Source organism: Sphingorhabdus sp. Alg239-R122 (assembly GCF_900537065.1).
Taxonomy (GTDB): domain Bacteria; phylum Pseudomonadota; class Alphaproteobacteria; order Sphingomonadales; family Sphingomonadaceae; genus Alg239-R122.
Genome location: NZ_UNRC01000001.1, coordinates 380,240 through 399,757, shown reverse-complemented (window position 1 = coordinate 399,757; position 19,518 = coordinate 380,240). Strand labels below are relative to the sequence as shown.

Here is a 19,518-nt window from a genome sequence, read left to right as displayed (position 1 = left end):
GATATGATGGATCGCCGTAATTTACTCGCTGCAATGGGCCTGTCCACGCTGGGCCTTGCCGCACCGAAAATGGCCTTTGCTCAAACCGGCAGCAGGAAAAAATTCATCCTGATACTGCAGCGAGGGGCGGCTGATGGGCTGATGGCGCTTGCACCGACCGGGGATAGGCATTTCACGTCGGCCCGCACGCAATTTATGCGTGACATCAAGGATGGGCACAAAATTGACAGTTTCTTCACCCTGCATGCAGCCATGTCCAATATTGCCCGGCTTTATGGCGAAAGGGACGCGTTATTCGCGCATGCCGTCGCATCAAACTACCGCGAACGATCGCATTTTGACGGGCAGAATATATTGGAAACGGGTGGAAACTCTCCATATGCCGTCAAAAGCGGATGGATGAACCGTCTGGTGGGTTTGTTGCCGAATGCAAGGGAACAGCGGGCAGTAGCATTGGCCTCTGCCTTGCCGCAGGTATTGCGTGGTGACAATGCCGCCGCATCTTTTGTGCCCAATAACCGGCGTAGCCCCAATGCTGCGCTGCTTGACCGTTTGTCGGACCTGTATTCGGATGAGCCGCTGCTATCCAATGCATGGGAACAGGCGCGTATGACGCGTGATATGGTCGGGGAAACCGGTAGAGTAGGGCCGCGCGACATGGCCGCAATTGGTGCATTGATGGCCAAAATTGTCAAAGGCCGGGATGGTGCTAGTCTAGCCATGTATGAAACATCAGGTTGGGACACGCACGCCGCGCAATCTTTTCGTACCAAGACCGAGCTTGGCAAGCTGGATAGCCTTATTGGTGCGCTGAAAGCGGGCTTAGGTGCAGATTGGAGCAACACAGTGATACTGATCGCAACTGAATTTGGCCGGACCGTTGCAATGAATGGCACACAGGGTACGGATCATGGTACAGCCAGTCTTGCCTATCTGATCGGTGGTGCAGTAAGGGGCGGACGCATTGTCGCCGACTGGCCCGGATTGGCGGAACGGCAGCTTTACCAGAAACGTGATCTGATGCCGACACAGTCGCTGGAAATGCTGATGGCGGGCACAATTGGTACACATTTCGGGCTGGATAGCGCGAAAGTTGCTGCACAGCTGTTTCCCGGCGCTATACAGGGCAGGCCATTGTCAGGGCTGGTTTCTTAGAGACACGCCTCAAGATAAGGTTGTTCAAACCCGTATTGCCGTGCCTTTTCAAGCGTATAGGGGCGCAGGCCTGATGGACGGAACTCGCCATTGATTTTGCCATCGGCATCTTCGTCCAGATATTCGAATTTGAACAGCTCCTGCGTCACGATCACCTCGCCCTCCATCCCGATTACCTCGGTAATATTGGTAGTGCGGCGTGAACCGTCGCGCAGACGTTTCACCTGAACGATCAGGTCAACCGATTCTGCAATCTGGCGCGAAATAGCTTCTTTCGGGATTTTAATGTCGCCCATCATGATCATGTTTTCCATCCGGCCCAGGCACTCACGTGGGCTGTTGGCGTGGAGCGTACACATTGAGCCATCATGACCGGTGTTCATGGCAGCGAGAAGGTCAAAACATTCTGCGCCGCGAATCTCACCCAAAATAATGCGATCAGGGCGCATACGCAGGGCGTTTTTCACAAGGTCGCCGATGGTAATCGCGCCCTTACCTTCAAGGTTGGGCGGGCGTGTTTCGAGCGGCAGCCAATGCGGTTGTTGCAGGCGAAGCTCGGCGGCATCCTCGATAGTCAGCACCCGTTCACCAGGATCAATCATTTTTGACATTGAATTGAGCATGGTGGTTTTACCAGAGCCTGTACCTCCGGAGATTACGATATTCATGCGGCAAGCACCGGCAATTTTGAGCGCAGTACACATCTTGTCACTCATCGAGCCCCAGTTTTTGAGCATGTCGAGCGTAATAGGTTTTTCTGAAAACTTACGAATCGAAATCGCCGTACCTTTAAGCGAAAGCGGGGGCACAATGACGTTCACACGCGAACCATCTTTCAAACGGGCATCGGCAAGCGGTGTGGTCTGGTCAACACGGCGGCCAACCTGGTTCACGATACGTTGAGCTATCTGGAAAAGATGATCCTCATCGCGAAACTGGATCGGTGCAACCTGTAGCTTACCGCTTTTCTCAATATATGTCTGTTGCGGGCCGTTGACCATGATATCACTGACATCAGGGTCGGATAGCAGTTCTTCGAGCGGGCCAAAGCCAAGCAGTTCATCAACCAGTACTTTTTCAAGCGCGAACTGTTCGCGCCGGTTCAGCGTGAGTTTCAGTTCAGCCAGCACTTCCATGATAATGGGGCGGAATTCCTCGGAAAGTTCATCCTTGGTCAGCGTGGCGGCGGCTTCAGGATCAACGCGTTCGAGCAGACGCGGCAATACCTGTTCCTTGATTTTATGGACTGAGGCTTCAAAACCTTCCAACTTTGCTTCTGGCGCGTTGACGGAATTGGCGCGGTCTGTAAGGCGCGACATGGCATCTTCCTGTCCCGGTGCGGGAGTTACACCGCCGGGAAGTTCCGCTTCCTCAATGTTTGGAAACTGTTCGCCGCCTTCTGGTTCTGCCGAGTTTTCGTCACCTTTCTGGTTTCCGCTACCACCCTGCATAGGCCGTGCAACACCGAAAGAGGGACGGCCATTATTTTTTTTGCCAAATGCGCTCATATACTCTCACCAATTCTTTTATATCAGGCCCTGAATTCAAACCCGACGGGTCAAATTCGGCCAATGTGGAATGGTAAATAACGTGGAAACTTTTACAATTTCCTAACTACACGTGGAAAGAGGATGAAAACTGTATCTGATGTTTTGCCCCGCCGCATAAAACCGCGGTTCATTCCCATCCGTTAGGTGTACAAGGTTATTGCATTATGTCGCTAACCCGGAATTAACCATGTGTGATTATCTCCATGGTAAACGGAGACAGAATGTTTTGCCTATCCTGAACCATATCACGCGTGCCCCTGATGCACGATTATTGGCGGCCCATGGCACCGTGCGGGACAATATCTGGACACGTGCGCTTAAATATAGCGCGTATGTACTGGTCATATTCGCGATCATGGCATCCATGGTTACCAGCGAGATAATGACCACCTATTTCCTTGTGCAGCAGGATATATATGCGGTTATCGCGATAGTTGTCTTTTTTATCTTGCTGTCCCGGTCAACGGCGCAGGGCGGTACTTTACAATATGGATGGGTGGCTCGCTTCGGAGCAGGGCAGCTTTCCCTGATTATGGGCGGGATGGTTGCTGTCGGAATAGCGGGACACTATCTACTGCTGCACGGCTATGCATTTAGCCGTGATGAGCAGATGGCATTATTCGATGCGGAAATATTTGCGCATGGTGAATTTGCCGCCCGGCTTCCCGAATATTGGCGTGGCATGCATGAAGCGTTGAACATGACATTTGTTCCCGCCTCCGTGCGCGGGGAAGGGTGGGTGTCGTCCTATAGGCCGGTCAATGCTATTATGCATATGCTGGCAAGCGGAATTGGCACAAATGTCTGGCTCAATCCATTTTTGAGCGCAATTGGCCTTTTTGCAACATGGCGTGTCGCTGTACAGCTGTGGCCGCAGCAGCGCGAGGCGCATCTGGTGACGGTGCTTTTATATGCGCTCAGTGCGCAGGTGCTGGCCGTCAGTATGACCAGCTATGCCATGCCCGGCCATCTGGCGTTCAATATGATATGGTTGATGCTGTTCCTGCATGACCGTTGGTATAGCCATCTGGCCGCGATACTGGTCGGTATATTGGCCATAGGCATGCATCAGATTGTCTATCATCCGTTATTTGCGGGGCCTGTACTGTTTTGCCTGCTACTGCAAAGGCGCTGGTTCCTCTCGGCAATTTATGCGGCATGTTATGCGGCCGCTATCCTGCTATGGGCTATATATTTCAAATTACCGACCGCAGCATTGGGTGCAGCGGGCGTGCCTACCGATACGGATCAGTATATATGGACGCGTATTGGGTGGGCGCTGGCAAATATTTCACCGGAATATCTCTGGATCAAGGCATCGAATATGCTGCGTTTCTTTGCATGGCAGCATGTGCTTTTGCTACCTCTGATGTTGGTGGGGGCAAGTGCGATGGTAAAATCGCGTAGCAAGGTGCAGATAGCATTGATTGGTGCCCTGCTGACCGTCATCGCATTCAAGTTGGTCATGCGTCCATACCAGGGGCATGGCTGGGGGTATCGCTACCTGCACGGGTTGATAGGTATATGCTGCCTGATCGGGGCTGCGGGTTGGATGGAGCTTAAGCGCAAGGGGTTGGTCCGCCTGGGCCATTTCCACCTCGCATCTGCAGTTACGCTGTGCCTGACCATGCCCTGGCTGCTATGGCAGGCAAGCGCGTTTTCGGGCAGTTATGCTGCAGTGGACCGTAACATTGCGGCGATGAAAGCTGATATTGTGATCGTGGAGGACAGGGCAGCACCTTTTGCCAAAGACGTGGTTTCCAACCGCCCTTATTTGGAGAACCGTCCGATCCGGCTGATGGCGAGCAATCTTGCGGATGCTGACATGCACACACTATGCGCGCGCTATAAAGTAACATTTGTCGATGCAGGTGCTTTTGCCGGTGTGGCAGCGCAGTATAAAACACTGCCAGTGGAAAGCGGGAATATTGGGCGTTTACGCGCTGCAATGCCTTCACAGGCTTGCGAAGTTTCAGATTAGATGCAGTTTTTGCTTGTTATCTGAAAACAATTGCCACGATCAGGCGGCGATACGTTCGGCAAGTATGGTTAAACCTTTTTCACTCACTTCGGCAAAACCGCCTTCGATTTCAATGACTTCGGCTTCTGCACCTTCACTCGCGAAAATGCTGACTGCACCATTGCGAATGGTTGACATCATCGGCGCATGGCCTTCCAGCACGCCAAATTCGCCTTCGCTGCCGGGGACCTGCACCATGTACACATCCTCGGAGCGGACGAGTTTTTCAGGTGTTACAAGTTCGAAATGTAATGCCATGTCATAAATCCTTTCGGGTGTATCAGTTTGATTTTTTCTTAGGATTGTCGGCCAATTCAAGCTGATCCAATAACGAACCGAAATATTTTCTTTTTTCTTCGTTGATGAGGAGAGAATCCTTTGAAAAAGGAACTCCTCGTAGTGCAAACTGCACTAAGACAATATCACCATTGCGTTTAATTGCTTGTGCTATTGTCATTTCGCCAGCTGTTTGGCCTCCAACTACCGAAACATCGCGGCATCCAAAAATAATACGATGGGCTGAACCGCTTTTGAGAGTCACTTTTCCTAGATCTTCAAATATTGAGGAATTAGGGCAGCTCTTGGCAACGAGTTTCGCCAGCATTACAGCGAATTCCTTGGCAGATTTCGTGCGCACCACTTGCTCTGGAAAGGCCTGTATAGTGAGCATTTCAGACCAATTTTCTTTAATGTTCTCTCCGAAAGGGATGAACTCTAACATGAAATTGCTTGGTGCTTTCGCTTGGAATGCTGGCACCAAATGCTTAGGATATTTGTAACTCAAGACATTTGAATACAGACTAATTACACTACTGACTTCATCTGAAGCAGAATCTTGTACTGCATCATAAAGACTCTTTTGCTGTTCTTTGCTTATATATGTCTGCTGGGCCGCAGCTGGCCCAGCATGAATAATGCAAAAAACAAAAGTAAGAAGCACTTGGAGCGTACGGTTACGCATGACAGTCCCTATGCTAGAGTAACGGGCGATCACGCAGCTTCTGCTGCCATTTTCTTGCCTTTTTCAATCGCTTCGTCGATGCCGCCAACCATGTAGAAAGCGCTTTCCGGCAGGTGGTCATATTCACCTTCGACAACGGCTTTGAACGATTTGATCGTGTCTTCCAGGTCAACGAATTTACCGGAGATACCGGTAAAGACTTCGGCCACGTGGAATGGCTGCGACAGGAAGCGCTGGATCTTACGCGCACGGGCCACGGTGAGTTTGTCTTCTTCAGACAGCTCATCCATGCCGAGAATGGCGATAATATCCTGCAGAGACTTGTATTTTTGCAATGTTTCCTGAACCGCACGGGCGGTCTGGTAATGCTCTTCACCCACAACACGGGGTTCCAGAACGCGCGATGTTGAATCGAGCGGGTCAACAGCAGGGTAGATACCCAGCTCCGAAATCGCACGGTTCAAAACGGTCGTGGCATCCAAGTGGGCAAATGAGGTAGCCGGTGCAGGGTCGGTTAAGTCATCGGCAGGCACGTAAATCGCCTGAACCGACGTAATCGAACCTTTGTTGGTCGATGTAATGCGTTCCTGCAGAGCGCCCATGTCAGTGGACAGCGTTGGCTGATAACCCACAGCGGACGGGATACGACCGAGCAGTGCGGACACTTCTGAGCCAGCCTGCGTGAAACGGAAAATGTTATCGACAAAGAACAGCACGTCCTGGCCTTCCTGGTCACGGAAATATTCCGCGATGGTCAAACCGGACAGCGCCACACGTGCACGCGCACCCGGAGGTTCGTTCATCTGGCCGTAGACAAGCGCCACTTTTGAACCTTCGGACGTTGCATTGCCGTCTTCGTCTTTTGCGATAACGTCAGCGTCAAGGAACTCGTGGTAAAGGTCATTACCTTCACGGGTACGCTCACCCACGCCGGCGAATACGGAGGTACCGCCGTGGCCCTTGGCGATGTTGTTGATGAGTTCCTGAATAAGAACGGTCTTACCCACGCCGGCACCGCCGAACAGGCCAATCTTACCGCCTTTTGCATAAGGCGCGAGAAGGTCGATAACCTTAATGCCGGTGACCAAGATGTCGCTTTCGGTCGACTGATCAACAAAGTCAGGTGCGCCCGCATGGATAGGGGCAACAGCTTTTGCGCCAATCGGGCCAAGCTCGTCAATCGGCTCACCAATCACGTTCATGATGCGGCCAAGTGTTTCAGGGCCAACAGGCATCTGGATCTGGTTGCCGGTGTCTTTTACTTCCTGACCGCGTGTCAGGCCGTCCGTGCCGTCCATGGCGATGGTGCGTACAGTGTTTTCACCCAGGTGCTGTGCGACTTCGAGTACGAGACGCACGCCGTTATTGTCGGTTTCCAGCGCGTTCAGAATTGCGGGCATTTCGCCGTCAAACGTCACGTCGACGACGGCGCCGATGACTTGGCTGATACGGCCTGAATTAGTTGTGTTTGCCATGGTGTGTTTCCTTGCCTTGGTAAAGCTTTACAGCGCTTCTGCGCCGGAGATGATTTCAACGAGTTCGGTGGTGATCGCGGCCTGACGGCTGCGGTTATATTCGATGGTGAGGCGGTCAATCAGATCGCCGGCATTGCGGGTCGCATTGTCCATGGCGGTCATTGAGGCGCCTTGCTCGGATGCGTTATTTTCCAGCAATGCGCCAAAAATCTGTGTGGTCACGTTGCGTGGAAGCAGCTCAGCGAGGATTTCTTCCTCATCGGGCTCATATTCCACGGCGGCGCCAGTGTCGGCTGCTTCCTTGGTGTCGATCGCAACCGGCATAATCTGGCGACCGACAGGTTCCTGCACCAGCGCGGACTTAAATTCGGAATAAAACAGATGCGCTATGTCAAACTGCCCATCCTCAAACATTTCCATGAGTTCGTCAGCAATAGCCTTGGCTTCGTCAAAACCGGCGGTTTTGACGCCAGTCGTGTCGAAATGCTTGACGATCTGGCTCGGATATTCACGTTTAATGACCGGGCGGCCCTTGCGGCCAACAAGATAGAACAGGACTTTCTTGCCTTCGTCCTGTAACTCTTGAGCCTTGATGCGCGCCGCTTTCACGATGTTCGAGTTAAACGCGCCGGCAAGCCCGCGGTCCGAGTTGCAGACGATCAGCAGGTGCGTATCGTCTTTACCGGTTCCGGCAAGCAGTTTTGGCGAAGAATCGCTGATGCTGATCTTCGATGCGAGCGATGCCATCACACCTTCCAGCCTTTCGGCATAGGGGCGAGCAGCTTCGGCGGCCGCCTGCGCCTTGCGGAGCTTGGCAGCTGCGACCATTTGCTTGGCCTTGGTGATCTTCTGGGTCGATTTGACTGACCCGATCCGGCCTTTTAGTTCCTTAAGAGATGCCATGATGGCTCCTGTTCAAACCAAGCCTTATGCGAAAGATTTACCGAAATCGTCGAGTGCGGCGACCAGCTTGTCTTTTGTTTCGTCTTTCAGGTCTTTGTCAGCACGGATGCTGTCCAATATGCCCTGATGGTCATTACGCATGAATGATAGCATCATTTCTTCATATTGGGTTACGCGGTCCACGGCGATATCGTCAACATAGCCATTAGTGCCTGCGAAAATCGAAACGGTCTGCTCTTCAAATGGCAGTGGGCTGAACTGCGGCTGCTTCAGCAACTCTGTCAGGCGCGCACCACGGTTAAGTAGTTTCTGTGTCGAAGCATCAAGGTCGGAGCCGAACTGAGCAAAAGCCGCCATTTCACGGTATTGCGCAAGCTCAAGTTTGATCGAACCGGACACTTTCTTCATTGCTTTCGTCTGTGCAGCGGAGCCCACACGCGAAACCGACAGGCCCACGTTAATGGCAGGGCGGATACCCTGATAGAACAGTTCGGTTTCCAGGAAGATCTGACCGTCGGTGATCGAAATCACGTTGGTTGGAATGTATGCAGAAACGTCACCAGCCTGTGTTTCAATGATAGGTAGGGCGGTCATGGAACCGGCGCCATTGTCCTCGTTCATTTTTGCGGCACGTTCCAGCAAGCGGCTATGCAGATAGAAAACGTCACCAGGATAAGCTTCACGGCCAGGAGGACGGCGCAGAAGCAGAGACATCTGGCGGTAAGCAACAGCTTGTTTCGACAGATCGTCATATACGATCAGCGAGTGCATGCCATTGTCGCGGAAATATTCACCCATCGTGCAGCCTGTATAAGGTGCAAGGAACTGCAGCGGTGCAGGTTCGGAAGCGGTTGCGGCGACAACGATCGAATATTCCATCGCACCGTTTTCTTCGAGCTGACGCACAATCTGCGCAACGGTTGAGCGTTTCTGACCAACCGCAACATAGATACAGTAGAGCTTTTTGCTCTCATCATCGGAACTGTTCACGTTTTTCTGATTGATGAATGTGTCAATTGCAACTGCGGTCTTACCGGTCTGACGGTCACCAATGATAAGTTCGCGCTGGCCGCGACCAACGGGAACCAGCGCGTCAATGGCTTTCAGGCCAGTCTGTACGGGCTCGTGCACAGACTTCCGGGGAATAATGCCGGGCGCTTTTGTTTCCACGCGGCGACGTTCGCTGCCTTCAATGGGGCCCTTGCCATCAATCGGATTGCCAAGACCATCTACAACGCGTCCGAGCAGGCCTTTGCCGACAGGAACGTCCACAATGGTGCCGGTACGTTTAACCGTGTCGCCTTCTTTAATCTCGGCATCAGAACCGAAAATCACGACACCGACATTATCGGCTTCGAGGTTCAACGCCATGCCCTGCACGCCATTTGAGAATTCGACCATCTCACCAGCCTGAACCTGGTCGAGACCGTGAATGCGGGCGATACCATCACCGACGGACAGAACCGAACCCACTTCTGAAACTGTGGCGTCGGTGCCAAAATTGGCAATCTGGTCCTTGATGACTTTTGAAATTTCTGCTGCGCGAATATCCATTTGCTATTAGCCTTTCATCGCTTGCGATAGCGTATTGAGACGGGTTTTAATGCTACTGTCGATCATCTGGCTGCCCATCCGTACGATAAGGCCGCCCAGAATTTCGGGATCGACATGTGTTTCTACTTTAACTTCGCGGCCTGCGCGGCTTTTGAGCTGCGCGCCGATTTCTTTGATCTGTGCTGCTTCGAGCGGAAAAGCAGAGGTAACCTGTGCGGTTACTTCGCCGCGATGATCCGCGAGCATGGAACTGAATGCGGCGATCGCAGGGGCAAGCTGGTCAAGACGTCGGTTTTCAGCGAGCACGCCGAGGAAGTTTTGCGTGATGGCATCGAGTTTCATTGAAGTGCCAAGCGCGGTCACAGCTTTTGTGGCTTCGTCGCGCGAAACAACCTGGCTTTTTGTGAGATCTGCGAACGTGGGCGAATCATTCAGCGCCTTATCCAGATTCGTGAGGCTGGCTTCCACTGCCTCAAGCGTCTTTTTCTCTTCAGCCAAATTGAAGAGCGCAAGCGCGTAACGCCCCGCTAAACTGGCCTGAATTCCGCTGGAACTGTCCACGCGTCATATCCTTTTATATCACATTATTCGGGCAAGGCCTGCCCGTCGGCGCTTGCATAAAACGCCGTGTCTCGCGCGGCTGTTAGCATCCACCATGTTGCATTGCAAGACGGGCTTTGTGCGAATTTGCAAGACAGGTCGCATAGGTCCGATTTGTAAGCCGCACAGTCCCAAATTTGCTTTAAACGCAAGAAACGGGACGTATCGTGTTTTTGGTTGGCCTATTCCATGTCCATCATAGCGAATGGAGTTAGATATGGGATATATTATTAATGGCCTGTCGCCCAAGAAGTTTGCCGACATAGCAGACATGAGTGATGCAGAGCTTGCCAAAGCGCATATGCTGAGGGTGCAATCAACATCGCAACGCGGTTTTCCATGTCGCATATCATTACAGGATACGCCTTTGGGTGAAGATGTGATTTTACTGAATTATGTGTCGCATGACGTAACAACACCATATAATAGCAGTTACGCAATTTATATACGTCCAAATGTTGAGACACCGTCAGTCTATCTGGATGAAATACCGCCTATATTTAAAGGGCGCTCTTTGGGCATGCGAGGATTTGGCGATGACGGCATGCTAAAATCCGCTGCGCTTGCACTGCCCGGTGAAGCGGATGCAAAAATATGCGAGCTTTTTGATAATGATGAAATTGCCTATATTGATGTACATAATGCAGCACACGGATGTTTTGCTGCACGTGTACAGAGGCATGGGAGTTGATCGTGATTGAACCAGATAAGGCATGGGAGGCGGTCAGGAAACGTGATCGCAGTTATGACGGTCAATTTGTTACAGGTGTTTTGAGCACCGGCATATATTGCCGGCCATCATGTGCCGCGCGGCATCCGCATAGAGAAAATGTCAAATTCTTCGCGGAACCTGCGCAGGCAGCAGCTGCTGGACTGCGACCGTGTAAAAGATGCCGTCCAGATGATATCGCACGCGATGAAGCAGCCATCAAAAGCGTGATCGACATGATCCGTACAGTGCAGGAGACCCCCAAATTGGATGAACTGTCCGAATTGACGGGATATTCACCCACATACTTGCAAAAGCTGTTTAAACGCGAAACAGGATTGTCGCCAGCTGCATATGCACGGGCTTTGCGCAGTGAACGTGCACAAGAAGCGCTGGAAGGTGCCGCACGTGTCACAGACGCCATATATGATGCGGGTTATTCCGGGCCTTCGCGGTTCTATGCGGAAAATGAAAAGAGGTTGGGTATGAGTGCGAGTGCGTGGAAAAATGGCGGGGCAGGGGTTTCTATACACTGGACCATTGTGGATAGCTATCTGGGCAGTATGTTGGTAGCGGCAACCGATAAAGGGGTGTGTCGGCTTTCCTTCAACGAAGGCGAAGATGAGTTAAAGACGCGTTTCCCGAACGCACAGCTTGATGAGGGAGGGGCTGAATTTGCGGACCTTGTCAAAAATGTTGTTGCGGCTGTCGAAAAACCGGGAGAGACCTGCAACATTCCGCTTGATGTGCAAGGCACTGCTTTCCAGGAAGCCGTGTGGCGTGAACTGCGCCAAATCCCGTCCGGCGAAACACGCACTTATGCTGAACTTGCGGCAGCGGTAGGTAGGCCAAAAGCATATCGTGCGGCAGGGTCGGCCAATGGTGCGAATAACGTTGCGGTGCTGATCCCTTGCCACCGCGTCATTGCGAGCGATGGCAGCATGGGCGGCTATGCCTATGGGCTGGAAATCAAGCGTAAGCTACTTGAGGCAGAAAAAGCGCGTTAGCTTTGATGTGCCTCAAGAGCTTTTGCCAGAACGGTTCCACACTGTGAAAGCGTGTATCTTGGGGAAGGAGGATATTCTTCGCCTACATTGCGTTCCACAATACCCAGCGACACAAGCTTTTTCAGGCATTGGGCGATGGCCCGCGATGTGGTTTTGTCCAACGCATGTTCAAAATCTGAAAAACGCGTATTTCCCTGACGCATCAGTAACAATAGCGGATAAGTCCAGCGGGTCAGCTGGGAAGGGTCAATATTCAGTTTTCCCAAAGATTGGCTAAGGGTATGCGCAACATGAGCAGCAGCCTTGCCATCATCCTTAAGCAGATACTCGGGACGCAGTGGGTGTCCATGCCCTTGGTTCCGTGCCAGCCAGCCCATCTTCACCAGATAATCCAGTGTCTTGCTCAGGCTCTCCGAGCCGATTGCGAGAGCCTGCCTGAGCTGCGCAAAACGCTGTGCGCTGTCTGTATGAAAACGGGCCATGACAGGCATCAACCATCTCCGGCTGCCTAGATCAGATAATATTTGTGCATTGACATAGATCATAATTTTATAGTAACTATACAAACAGGATTGAATAATCAAATATGAAATACAGGAGGCGGAAATGGCTGTTGAGTATATTGATGAGCTGACATGTTCATTGGGTGTAACGGATTTGGACAAGAGTATCGAATGGTATCAGCAAGTTCTTGGTTTTGAGGTGATATACCGCGTGGATGACATCCAGTGGTGTGAAATGAAGACAGGTGTGTCTTCGGCCAACCTTGGGCTAAGTGCTGTCGAAAATGTAACAAGCGGTGGCGGCGCTACCGCAACCTGGAGTGTAAAGGATATTGATGCTGCAAAAACGCATTTGCTCAAGCATGATGTCAAACTGGACGGAGATATCCAGCATATTCCCGATATGGTGAAGCTGCTTACCTTTTATGACCTTGATGGTAATGCCATGATGTTTGCCCAGCCGCTTTAATCGCTGGCGGATTGGCACTCATAGACAAGCACTTCGTTGGGATGCGCGGGTAGGGCCTGACGCAGCACTTTTTGCATGTCTTCCAGCTCGGTTAACTTATCTGCATCCATGGTGCAGGCCTTGCTGGAGTAACGTCTGCGGATGCCGCGCGCCGCGCCCATTGCATCAATGCCTAGCAAATAGCGTTCGGTGCGATATTCCCCCTTTTGCGGGTCGAAGCTGTTGATGGATACTGTCTGCTCCGAATTGGGCACGAAAATACGCGACCAGCGTGCGCCTTCGCGGCCATACTGCGTGCGGCCATTAATGCACCCGTTATCATCCCATTGCAGCTCAATCTGCGGAAGTTCACTCACTGTGATCCGGCTACGATCGGTATTGAGCTTGCAGACATTCTTTCCATTGAAACTTAGCGCGAGGTTATTTTGTGCCGGGGCATTCTCGGCAAGAATCGCGGCGATCCTGTCTTCACGCTCAGCAAGGCCAGGGCGTATCACAAAAGCTGTGATGGCGCCGGTGAGCAAGAGCAATGCGCCGCCTGTTGCGGCGATCGCGGGGTTGCGTTTGCCACGCTCAAACAAAATCCCGCCTGTACCGGCCGATAAGGTGGCAATAGCCAAAAGCAACGCTGCCAGCGCCATATGATTTTCGCGTGACGTCATGATTTCAACATCAGCCTGTCGTTCGGCATTCTGCCGGGCCTGCTGCTTTTCGGCATTGGCAGTACGGTCTATCTCGGCCTGCCTTTGCAGCTCTGCGCTGCGGCGTTTTTCTTCTTCGCGGCTAAGCTCTGCGGCGGACCGGCACGCAGCACTGGTGGTACGAGGTCGGATATTCGCATTGCGCGCAAATTGCATGATTTCACGGGCGGAGACAGCGAAGCCAAATTCGGCATCATTACCGTCGGAAAGTGAACCGAAGCTGTTTATCCCAACAACGCGCCCGCATGGGTCGACCAGCGGGCCGCCGCTATTGCCGCTGGCAATAGGCGCTGTGTGCAGTAACGTGTCCATTTCGCGCGATGTCCGTCCGCCGGATATGACGCCCGGTGTCTTTACAGGCGCCATGGGTGTGATCAGATCATTAATCTGCAACCCCTGTGCCCGGTCAACAGATGCCGGATAGCCAATGGCTACCACACTGGCACCATCAGCAGGTTTCGCACTGTATATGGTGGCAGGGGGTAAGCGGCCATTTTGCAGCTGTATGACCGCCAGATCATTGGCGGGGGAAAAGGATAGCAACTTGCCCCCATAGCTTTTGCGGCCCTGTGACGGGATAATGCCAATGACTATGCTCTGATCTTCACGGACAGGTTCGATTACATGCGCGTTTGTGAGTATTTTGTCGGGGGCAATCATGACACCGCTGCCATGCCCGACGAAAAACACCCGCTCACCTTCACGCGCCACCAGAACGACTCTCACTACTGAGCGACTTGCGGCGGCAATGTCCTCGGGATCAGCCTGAGCAGGGCTGGGTAAAAATATCATGCCAGCAAGAAGCATGAGCAGCGGGAGTAGTTTTTTCATTGCACCTATCTGACAGGCGGTTTTTGTCAGCACAAGAAATTTGTACCTTATGCATGCGCTATACAAAGCTATAGGGATCCACATCCACCGCCACACGTACGCTGCGGGGCCAGTCGAGCTTTGACAACCATTCGCGGATGATTTTCTGCATTTCGACACTACGCCCGGCATGAACCAGCAAGCGGTGGCGGTGGCGGCCGCGCAGCATTGCAAGTGGGGCAGGGGCAGGGCCGTAAATATAGAGACCGTCTGCTGTAGGTGCGCTGCCACCAATGGCGCGCGCTGTTTCGAGCGCTTCCTGATTGTCCTCGGATGATATGATAATGGCAGCCAGTCTGCCAAAGGGCGGAACGCCTGCATGATGGCGGCTTTCGGTTTCTGCGATATAAAATGCCTCACGGTCACCCTTGACAAGGGCGTCGATTACCGGCGCACCAGGGCTGCGTGTCTGGACAAATACACGGCCCGGTTTTTCGGCGCGGCCAGCGCGTCCTGAGACCTGCGCAATTTGCTGAAAAGAACGTTCAGCAGCACGAAGATCGCCGCCTTCCAGGCCAATATCGGCATCTACTACACCTACAAGCGTCAGGTTGGGGAAGTGATAGCCTTTTGTCACAAGCTGCGTGCCGATAATGATATCGACGGCACCATTTTCAACATCTGCAACAAACTGCGCCGCTTTTTCGGGCGACCATATGGTGTCAGACGTGATAATAGCAGCGCGAGCATCGGGAAAAAGCGTGGCCACCTCATCGCCAATCCTTTCGACGCCAGGACCACAGGCGACCAAGCAATCTGCTTCGCCGCATTCGGGACATGCTTCGGGTGGCGGCATAACATGACCACAATGATGGCAGGCCAGTCGCGCAACAAGCCGGTGCTCTACCATCCAGGCAGTGCAATTGGGGCATTGAAAACGATGCCCGCAGGTCCGGCACAGGGTGAGGGGGGCAAAACCGCGTCGATTGAGGAAAAGGAGCGACTGTTCGCCTTTTTCGAGTGTTTCTTCGAGTGCTTCGATCAGGGGCGGCGCTATCCATTTGCCACGCTCTGGTGGATGTTCGGTCAAATCTATTGCTTTGAGCTCAGGCAAGGTAGCGTCGCCGAAGCGTGAGGGCAGTTCGAGTAATTCATACCGGCCAAGCTGCGCCATATGGCGGCTTTCAATAGCAGGTGTCGCGCTGGCAAGGATGACGGGAAATTTTTCGAACTGCGCGCGCATGACGGCTACATCCCGTGCATTGTAACGCACGCCATCTTCCTGTTTGAAGCTGGTTTCATGGGCTTCATCGACTATGATCAGGCCAAGATTTTCATATGGCAAAAACAGCGAAGATCGCGCGCCCACCACCGCGCGCGCGCGGCCCTTTGCGATAGCGCGCCATGCACGGCGGCGTTCTGCCTGTTTCAATCCGGAATGCCAGCATACAGGCGGGGTACCAAAGCGTGCTTCAAACCGTTTCAGAAAAGGCTGGGTCAGTGCAATTTCCGGAAGCAGGACCAATACCTGCTTGCCTTGCCGTAAGGCTTCGGCAACTGCCTCAAAATAAACCTCGGTCTTGCCTGATCCGGTTACACCGTCGAGCAGGAAAGGGCGGAAATCATCCTCCTGCACGGCTGTCCGCATGGTGGTGGCAACGTTTTCCTGTGTGTCGCTAAGCTGAGGTGGCGCAAAATCAGGATCGGGCAGGGGATAGGGCCGGTCGGCATTGACGCTGACCGCTTCCATCAATCCGGCATTGACCAACCCGCGGATAACGCCATCGGAAACATCGGCCATTTCCGCAAGCTCGCGCACGGTGGCCTGTTCGCCCTGCAAGCGGTCAAACACCTTTTCCCGCTGCGGGGTCATCCGCTTTGGCATCTCTCCCGTAAGCCGATATTCCGTTATCGTCAGGCTGCCCCGCAATGCAGCGCTGGACGACAATGTCATGCGCGTGACAGCTGCCATGCTCGCGAGGTAGTAATCCGCCGTCCATTCGATCAGGCGGCGCAGTTCCGCCTCAAGTGGCGGGACATCCAGAACTTCACGTATCGGGCGTAGCTTTTCAGCAGGAGCTTCTTCTACATCGAAAAAATCAGGTTCCCAGACGATACCTATTATCTCACGCGGCCCAAGAGGAGCGACCACGATAGAGCCATATTCGACCTGCATATTGTCCGGCACCTTATAATCAAGCGGACCCAGTGCGGCGTTAAGGAGGAGCAGGCGGACGCGATTCATGAACATGATATAGAACGGCAAAGCGCGTGCGTCATGCCGTGATATGGATTTTATGAACTTTTGCTGTAGATTAGGGGTTTAACGGCCAGGAGAGACAGGAATGAAACAGATAGATCGTCGCACATTGTTGGGCGTAAGTGGCTCAGCAGCATTGCTGGCATTACCGGGATGCGCCTCATTGCCGGGGTTTAGCCTAACCGATGCCATTCGCCGGTTGCTGACCCTGTCATCGCAAAACGCTTTTGCCGCACTGCTGCAACCGGGCGGTTTTTACGATAGCCAGATTGCGAGGATTGACCTGCCGCGGCAGCTTGGCGGTTCGGGTGCAGGCTCTGTCCTGTCGGCCGTTCTGCAAAGCGGTGCATTTCGCCGTTCATTACAGAAACAGGTTAACCGTGCGGCGGAAAAAGGCGCCGAGCGCGCCGCGCCGCTGGTGACTGACGTTGTACGCAATATGAGTATTGAAGACGCGGCTGCTCTGGTGCGTGGCGGCCCAGAAGCGGCGACGGGATATCTGCGTCAAAAAATGGGACGTTCGCTGGTTGACGCCATGGTGCCTGGTATAGGTGAGGGGTTGCGCATATTTGATGATGGTATCATCAGTCGGGCACTGAGCGCTGCATCGGGTATTGATTTTGCAGGACTGGCAAATGATATTTCTTCCCGCGCGGATACGGCAATATGGAAAGCAATTGGCATGGAAGAAGCGAATATCCGGGCGAACCCAGAGGCAACAAACGATCCGCTGCTTATCGGCGTTTTTGGCACGGGTGTATTTTGATTACGCTCTTTGGGGGCGAACAGACAATCCACAAAATTCTGCGGTCTTGCGCTGACAAACCGCTGCATTGCGGGTTATAGTCACAGGCGATTCAATTTCACTCACCGGAAGGGCCTACCCCCATGAAGTTTTTTGTCGATACAGCCGATACAGCCGAAATAGCCGATCTTGCGCAAACGGGTATGGTGGACGGTGTTACCACTAACCCCTCACTCATCAAGAAATCAGGCCGTGACATCATGGAAGTCACGAAAGAAATCTGCGACCTGACCGATGGGCCGGTTTCCGCTGAAGTTGTCGCGCTCGACCATGAGACCATGATGAAAGAGGCTGAGGTACTGCGCAAGATTGCCGATAATGTCTGTATCAAGGTGCCGCTTACCATTGATGGACTGAAAACCTGTAAAGCGCTGACAAGTGATGGCACGATGGTCAATGTGACGCTGTGCTTCTCCGCCAATCAGGCGCTGCTTGCCGCAAAGGCTGGAGCATCGTTTATTTCACCGTTTGTTGGCCGTCATGATGACAATGGTTTTGATGGTATGAAACTGATTGATGATATTCGCCTGATTTATGACAATTACGCCTTTGACACAGAGATACTGGTCGCTTCGATACGCAATCCGATCCATGTGCTCGAATCCGCCAGGATTGGCGCGGATGTAGCCACCATGCCGCCAAATGTCATACGCGGTTTGTTCAAGCATGTCCTGACCGACAAGGGAATTGAGGGTTTTCTGAAAGACTGGGAAGCTACCGGCCAGAATATCGGTTAACCGATTTCTAACGAGAGCCTGTAATCAAAAAAGCCGCCGCACTATGAGAGTGTGGCGGTTTTTTGCGTTGGCGCATTTACAAAGCTTATTTGAAACTGCGCGGGGCGGTTGATACCACGTTGATGGATCCGCTGCCTATTTCCTGCACTTCCAGGGCACGTTCGGCTGTGCCTTTGCCGGTGAAACGGAAAGCTCCATCCAGGCCGACAAAGCCGCCATCATCTTTCAACCGATCAACCGGGAAACCCTGTCCAACCTTCCAGTCGCGGGCGATGCGGATAGTCAGTAGCACGCTATCATAGCCCAAGCTGGACAGCCGGTACGGATTGGTTCCGAACATGCCGCGATATTTTGTCGCATATTGGCGGTAAAGATTGTCGGAGACACTGGCAAACCATGCGCCGCGCATACCCGGTGCAGAAGCGAGCTTTGATTCCGTGTTCCACAGCTCTGTGCCGAGTAATTTGGCGTTCGCGCCGCCGTTGCGGGCGATGATAGGCTGCGCGTTGATCGCCATATTGCCGCTATCAGCGATCAGTATCGCGTCATAGGCGCTGTCCTGCTGCATACGTTGCACGGCAGACCGCATGGACGCGGCGCTACGGTTATATTTTTGCATGGTCACCACCGTGCCGCCTGCATCTTTTACCGAACGCAGCAGCTGTGAGGAAGCACGCTGGCCATATGTGCCATTGGGGACCAGGCCGGCAAAACGGGACATGCCCCGTGAACGGGCATATTTGACGACCCGGTCAATGGACTGGTTCGGCATATAACCAAGCAGGAACACATTACCACCAGCAACACCGATATCGTTGGAATAGCTGATAATCGGAACATTTGCGGGGCGTGCCGCTTCTGCTGCTGCAATAACATTCTCACTGAGCAGGGGGCCGAGTATCAGGCGATTGCCGTCCGCAATAGCCTTTTGCGCTGCGGCGCGTGCGCCCTTGGCAGTGTCATAGCTGGTAATGCGCAGGTTTTCCGCCTTGGCATCGAGCAAGGCGAGTGTGGTCGCATTGGCAATGGATTGGCCTATGCCAGAATTCCTGCCCGAAAGCGGCAATAGCAGCGCGACACGGTGGCGTTCGGTATCGGTGGGCAATGCGCCGGTTATAGGATCAGGTTCAGCGGGTTGCGTGGTTTCGGTCGGTTGTTCAACCGGCCCCTGTGTTTCTGCAGGTCCTTTTGGCAGAAGCGTTTCACAGCCAGCCAGTGTCATCAACGCTAGCAATCCGGCAATGCGTCCCGCCAAAGAACCTTTTCGAGTTCCATTTTCGACCACATCTTCCCGCATTA

At 53.0% G+C, this 19,518-nt stretch carries 18 protein-coding genes; 7 read left to right on the top strand and 11 right to left on the bottom strand.

The window, feature by feature from the left end; translation table 11 throughout:
- Positions 1-3: 3 nt before the first annotated feature.
- Entirely contained in the window at positions 4-1,155 is a 1,152-nt protein-coding gene (locus tag G6Q15_RS01880; protein WP_164115006.1) for a DUF1501 domain-containing protein, read from the top strand.
- On the opposite strand, the gene G6Q15_RS01875 is transcribed toward G6Q15_RS01880, so the two are convergent.
- Positions 1,152-2,663, bottom strand: coding sequence for a CpaF family protein (locus G6Q15_RS01875; RefSeq protein ID WP_164115004.1), 1,512 nt, complete (start codon positions 2,661-2,663; stop codon positions 1,152-1,154). The two genes, G6Q15_RS01880 and G6Q15_RS01875, sit on opposite strands and share 4 nt — an antisense overlap.
- Before the next feature lie 268 nt (positions 2,664-2,931).
- Here G6Q15_RS01875 and G6Q15_RS01870 point away from each other — a divergent pair, with 268 nt between their 5' ends.
- The gene (locus G6Q15_RS01870) at positions 2,932-4,686 is read left to right on the top strand and encodes a hypothetical protein (RefSeq protein WP_164115002.1); all 1,755 of its coding nucleotides are present in this window, start codon (positions 2,932-2,934) and stop codon (positions 4,684-4,686) included.
- 39 nt (positions 4,687-4,725) lie between these two features.
- On the opposite strand, the gene G6Q15_RS01865 is transcribed toward G6Q15_RS01870, so the two are convergent.
- Genes G6Q15_RS01865 through G6Q15_RS01840 form a run of 6 tightly spaced genes read right to left on the bottom strand, consistent with a single transcriptional unit; the run spans position 4,726 to position 10,179 of the window.
- Positions 4,726-4,983 carry an ATP synthase F1 subunit epsilon gene (locus tag G6Q15_RS01865; RefSeq protein ID WP_164115000.1) on the bottom strand — a complete coding sequence of 86 codons (258 nt, stop codon included), beginning with the start codon at positions 4,981-4,983 and terminating at the stop codon, positions 4,726-4,728.
- 22 nt (positions 4,984-5,005) lie between these two features.
- Positions 5,006-5,686 carry a hypothetical protein gene (locus G6Q15_RS01860; protein WP_164114998.1) on the bottom strand — a complete coding sequence of 227 codons (681 nt, stop codon included), beginning with the start codon at positions 5,684-5,686 and terminating at the stop codon, positions 5,006-5,008.
- Positions 5,687-5,715: 29 nt separating this feature from the next.
- Entirely contained in the window at positions 5,716-7,161 is a 1,446-nt protein-coding gene (atpD, locus tag G6Q15_RS01855; protein ID WP_164114996.1) for a F0F1 ATP synthase subunit beta, read from the bottom strand.
- A gap of 27 nt (positions 7,162-7,188) precedes the next feature.
- Positions 7,189-8,064 carry a F0F1 ATP synthase subunit gamma gene (locus G6Q15_RS01850; protein WP_164114994.1) on the bottom strand — a complete coding sequence of 292 codons (876 nt, stop codon included), beginning with the start codon at positions 8,062-8,064 and terminating at the stop codon, positions 7,189-7,191.
- Positions 8,065-8,088: 24 nt separating this feature from the next.
- On the bottom strand, positions 8,089-9,618 hold the full coding sequence (gene atpA, locus G6Q15_RS01845) for a F0F1 ATP synthase subunit alpha (RefSeq protein ID WP_164114992.1): 1,530 nt from the start codon (positions 9,616-9,618) through the stop codon (positions 8,089-8,091).
- 6 nt (positions 9,619-9,624) lie between these two features.
- The gene (locus tag G6Q15_RS01840; RefSeq protein ID WP_164114990.1) at positions 9,625-10,179 is read right to left on the bottom strand and encodes a F0F1 ATP synthase subunit delta; all 555 of its coding nucleotides are present in this window, start codon (positions 10,177-10,179) and stop codon (positions 9,625-9,627) included.
- 256 nt (positions 10,180-10,435) lie between these two features.
- Between G6Q15_RS01840 and G6Q15_RS01835 the strand changes: the two genes are divergently transcribed.
- Both G6Q15_RS01835 and ada read left to right on the top strand, forming a co-directional pair.
- The gene (locus G6Q15_RS01835; RefSeq protein WP_164114988.1) at positions 10,436-10,909 is read left to right on the top strand and encodes a DUF1203 domain-containing protein; all 474 of its coding nucleotides are present in this window, start codon (positions 10,436-10,438) and stop codon (positions 10,907-10,909) included.
- Positions 10,873-11,934, top strand: a complete 1,062-nt coding sequence (gene ada / locus G6Q15_RS01830; protein WP_164114986.1) for a bifunctional DNA-binding transcriptional regulator/O6-methylguanine-DNA methyltransferase Ada — start codon at positions 10,873-10,875, stop codon at positions 11,932-11,934. The genes G6Q15_RS01835 and ada overlap by 37 nt, the downstream gene beginning before the upstream one ends.
- On the opposite strand, the gene G6Q15_RS01825 is transcribed toward ada, so the two are convergent.
- Positions 11,931-12,518 carry a winged helix-turn-helix transcriptional regulator gene (locus G6Q15_RS01825; RefSeq protein ID WP_164114984.1) on the bottom strand — a complete coding sequence of 196 codons (588 nt, stop codon included), beginning with the start codon at positions 12,516-12,518 and terminating at the stop codon, positions 11,931-11,933. The two genes, ada and G6Q15_RS01825, sit on opposite strands and share 4 nt — an antisense overlap.
- Before the next feature lie 22 nt (positions 12,519-12,540).
- On the opposite strand from G6Q15_RS01825, the gene G6Q15_RS01820 reads away from it, so the two are divergent.
- Complete coding sequence (locus G6Q15_RS01820) at positions 12,541-12,906, top strand: VOC family protein (protein ID WP_164114982.1); 366 nt, start codon at positions 12,541-12,543, stop codon at positions 12,904-12,906.
- Here the strand turns inward: G6Q15_RS01820 and G6Q15_RS01815 are convergent.
- Positions 12,903-14,438, bottom strand: a complete 1,536-nt coding sequence (locus tag G6Q15_RS01815) for a serine protease (protein WP_164114980.1) — start codon at positions 14,436-14,438, stop codon at positions 12,903-12,905. The genes G6Q15_RS01820 and G6Q15_RS01815 overlap by 4 nt on opposite strands.
- A gap of 58 nt (positions 14,439-14,496) precedes the next feature.
- Complete coding sequence (locus tag G6Q15_RS01810) at positions 14,497-16,662, bottom strand: primosomal protein N' (RefSeq protein ID WP_164114978.1); 2,166 nt, start codon at positions 16,660-16,662, stop codon at positions 14,497-14,499.
- Between the two features lie 100 nt (positions 16,663-16,762).
- On the opposite strand from G6Q15_RS01810, the gene G6Q15_RS01805 reads away from it, so the two are divergent.
- Positions 16,763-17,443, top strand: coding sequence for a DUF4197 domain-containing protein (locus tag G6Q15_RS01805; protein WP_164114976.1), 681 nt, complete (start codon positions 16,763-16,765; stop codon positions 17,441-17,443).
- A 122-nt stretch (positions 17,444-17,565) separates the two neighbouring features.
- A complete protein-coding gene (gene fsa / locus G6Q15_RS01800; RefSeq protein WP_164114974.1) occupies positions 17,566-18,219 on the top strand; it encodes a fructose-6-phosphate aldolase in 654 nt (217 codons plus the stop codon).
- Between the two features lie 85 nt (positions 18,220-18,304).
- On the opposite strand, the gene G6Q15_RS01795 is transcribed toward fsa, so the two are convergent.
- The gene (locus G6Q15_RS01795; RefSeq protein WP_240330702.1) at positions 18,305-19,441 is read right to left on the bottom strand and encodes a penicillin-binding protein activator; all 1,137 of its coding nucleotides are present in this window, start codon (positions 19,439-19,441) and stop codon (positions 18,305-18,307) included.
- Between the last annotated feature and the right edge of the window lie 77 nt (positions 19,442-19,518).

Bases quoted from the DNA above. Each gene is read 5' to 3' on its own strand.
- G6Q15_RS01795 (WP_240330702.1), bottom strand. From the start codon at position 19,441: ATGACACTGGCTGGCTGTGAAACGCTTCTGCCAAAAGGACCTGCAGAA.
- G6Q15_RS01875 (WP_164115004.1), bottom strand. From the start codon at position 2,663: ATGAGCGCATTTGGCAAAAAAAATAATGGCCGTCCCTCTTTCGGTGTT.
- atpD (WP_164114996.1), bottom strand. From the start codon at position 7,161: ATGGCAAACACAACTAATTCAGGCCGTATCAGCCAAGTCATCGGCGCC.
- G6Q15_RS01820 (WP_164114982.1), top strand. From the start codon at position 12,541: ATGGCTGTTGAGTATATTGATGAGCTGACATGTTCATTGGGTGTAACG.
- G6Q15_RS01815 (WP_164114980.1), bottom strand. From the start codon at position 14,438: ATGAAAAAACTACTCCCGCTGCTCATGCTTCTTGCTGGCATGATATTT.
- G6Q15_RS01865 (WP_164115000.1), bottom strand. From the start codon at position 4,983: ATGGCATTACATTTCGAACTTGTAACACCTGAAAAACTCGTCCGCTCC.
- G6Q15_RS01860 (WP_164114998.1), bottom strand. From the start codon at position 5,686: ATGCGTAACCGTACGCTCCAAGTGCTTCTTACTTTTGTTTTTTGCATT.
- G6Q15_RS01880 (WP_164115006.1), top strand. From the start codon at position 4: ATGATGGATCGCCGTAATTTACTCGCTGCAATGGGCCTGTCCACGCTG.
- ada (WP_164114986.1), top strand. From the start codon at position 10,873: ATGTTTTGCTGCACGTGTACAGAGGCATGGGAGTTGATCGTGATTGAA.
- fsa (WP_164114974.1), top strand. From the start codon at position 17,566: ATGAAGTTTTTTGTCGATACAGCCGATACAGCCGAAATAGCCGATCTT.
- atpA (WP_164114992.1), bottom strand. From the start codon at position 9,618: ATGGATATTCGCGCAGCAGAAATTTCAAAAGTCATCAAGGACCAGATT.
- G6Q15_RS01850 (WP_164114994.1), bottom strand. From the start codon at position 8,064: ATGGCATCTCTTAAGGAACTAAAAGGCCGGATCGGGTCAGTCAAATCG.
- G6Q15_RS01810 (WP_164114978.1), bottom strand. From the start codon at position 16,662: ATGAATCGCGTCCGCCTGCTCCTCCTTAACGCCGCACTGGGTCCGCTT.
- G6Q15_RS01805 (WP_164114976.1), top strand. From the start codon at position 16,763: ATGAAACAGATAGATCGTCGCACATTGTTGGGCGTAAGTGGCTCAGCA.
- G6Q15_RS01835 (WP_164114988.1), top strand. From the start codon at position 10,436: ATGGGATATATTATTAATGGCCTGTCGCCCAAGAAGTTTGCCGACATA.